Source organism: Nocardia sp. NPDC056611, from assembly GCF_042792755.1.
In the GTDB taxonomy this organism is placed as follows: Bacteria; Actinomycetota; Actinomycetes; order Mycobacteriales; family Mycobacteriaceae; genus Nocardia.
Genome location: NZ_JBHTVV010000019.1, coordinates 1 through 1,496, shown reverse-complemented (window position 1 = coordinate 1,496; position 1,496 = coordinate 1). Strand labels below are relative to the sequence as shown.

Below are 1,496 nucleotides of genomic sequence, written 5' to 3'. Positions count from 1 at the left end.
CACTACCTCATAGTCTTCATTGCCAGATACAGCTTGCTGAAGAACACTCCCCTCAGTAGCTCCATCGAATTCAGGATGTACATTCTCGGTGTCAATTGATTCTGAAGCCGATGCAGATATTGAGTAAATCGGTAAAGCCAAAACAAAAACCAAACTCAGCACCAACAATTTGCTAAACAGCCCTTTAAAACGCTTCCTTTGTCCTACTTTCAAAGCATAAATCCTCCTTCTTTATTTTGGCATTCCATGCTATTATACATGTAATTGACTGGAAATTCAGAAAATTTTTCAAAAAAATAGGAGGAAGTGTGTAATTGTGCGTATTAAATACTCGGTCATCTCATTGTTTTTAAGTCTTTTTTCCTTTTTTTTGCTTCAAGTGTTTGACCGTCTCAAAGACGTGATACTGATTGCTTCAACAGTCGATACAGAAGAAAGCACGATTGATCAAAGTCTGCTCGCCAGCAATTTAGTTATCATTCCTATCATCTTTTTGGTTTTAAGCGTCGTTCTTTATTACACTCTTCCAAAAGGAAAATAGCAGATTCCACAAGGGAATCTGCTTTTCTATTTGATTATGTAGTTCTTAATGCCAGGATGCCAGTAAGCCATGACCTCAAATGCGCCATTCGCAACCTCGTCATCTTCTTCCTCAATCTTGACCAGATCGCCGTCCTCCGCATCACCAAGATTCAGCTCTTTATGTATCTCCTTCAAAATACCGCCGTATCCGATTAACCTACGGGCTGCCAGCGCATCATCCAAATAAAACACCGTGTTCAGATTGTCTTCCGTCACCTTATTGCCGCGCACAACATCCGTATCCTTGACTGGATACTTAGAAATTTCAAGAACAGCTTTTTGCTCCATCATCGCTTCCCGCACGTCGTTTTCAATCTGTTCAGCGTCAATCTTGGCTTTACCTTTCACCCGACGAATATCAACAATTGGGGTGTAATCCAATTTCATCGCCTTTTTCCAAAGGCTTGTCCATTCCGTCTGCTTGATATAATTTTTGCCGAAATAACTTTTCTTTACAGGCAATAACACATGAAAATGCGGATGATATGTATCTTCTTCATGATTTTTAGTAATCTCTAAAGCTCTAAAATAGCCAAGTACCGCTGTATCGACCCTTTTGTATTTCATAAGTCGATTAAACCCTTTCATCATGTCCGAAATCGAAGGTTTCAGACTGTCACCTTTAACATTTCGAACGGTCAACGTGAGAAAAATCCATCCGCATCCATACTGACGATTAGCTTCTTCTACGATCAATTTATTGTGATAAGCAATTTTTAACGACCTGCGCCAGGCACACATCGGGCATAACCTCACTTTGCAAAACTGAGCTTGATACAACTTTAGTTTGCCCGTCTCCGGGTCTCTTTTAAACGAAAGACATTCCGCACAACTACACAATTTCTCAGCTTTTTTGCCATAGTAAGGTATACCTGTTTTGTTCTGTAAAGCTTCATAGTGCTCCGCCATAAGAT

General features: G+C 40.1%; 2 protein-coding genes. Both read right to left on the bottom strand.

Annotated elements, in window-relative coordinates; all coding sequences use genetic code 11:
• A partial coding sequence (locus ACFRAQ_RS36855) for a hypothetical protein (RefSeq protein WP_379107752.1) occupies positions 1–213 on the bottom strand: 213 nt, incomplete at its 3' end.
• 354 nt (positions 214–567) lie between these two features.
• A partial coding sequence (locus ACFRAQ_RS36850) for a protein rep (RefSeq protein ID WP_379107751.1) occupies positions 568–1,496 on the bottom strand: 929 nt, incomplete at its 5' end.